At 66.0% G+C, this 235-nt stretch carries 1 protein-coding gene; it reads right to left on the bottom strand.

The features are described 5' to 3' along the window. Nucleotides 1–235, bottom strand: a 235-nt coding sequence (locus NLU14_RS22935; RefSeq protein WP_275710951.1) for a (4Fe-4S)-binding protein, incomplete at both ends; no start/stop codon positions are given.

Genomic DNA, 235 nt, shown 5'->3' with positions numbered 1-235 from the left:
CAAAGCGTCGCCCGCAGCATCACCTCGCCGTTGATGTCCATTTCGGCATTGAAGGCCAGCGGCCCGTTCTCGCGTACCCTGACCAGATTGACCACCGGCGCGGCCTCCTCCGGTCCACCATCCTTGCGGCGATAGGTGATCGCGCCGGAAGGACAGGCATGGGCGACACCGACGATCGCCTCGACGGCGCCGGCTTCCGGGTGGATCCATTCACCCGGTGCGTTGGGCACGAAGA

Source organism: Marinobacter iranensis (genome assembly GCF_029207565.1).
In the GTDB taxonomy this organism is placed as follows: domain Bacteria; phylum Pseudomonadota; class Gammaproteobacteria; order Pseudomonadales; family Oleiphilaceae; genus Marinobacter; species Marinobacter iranensis.
Note: the sequence above shows the minus strand (reverse complement) of the source record. Positions and strands in the feature narration are given on the sequence as shown.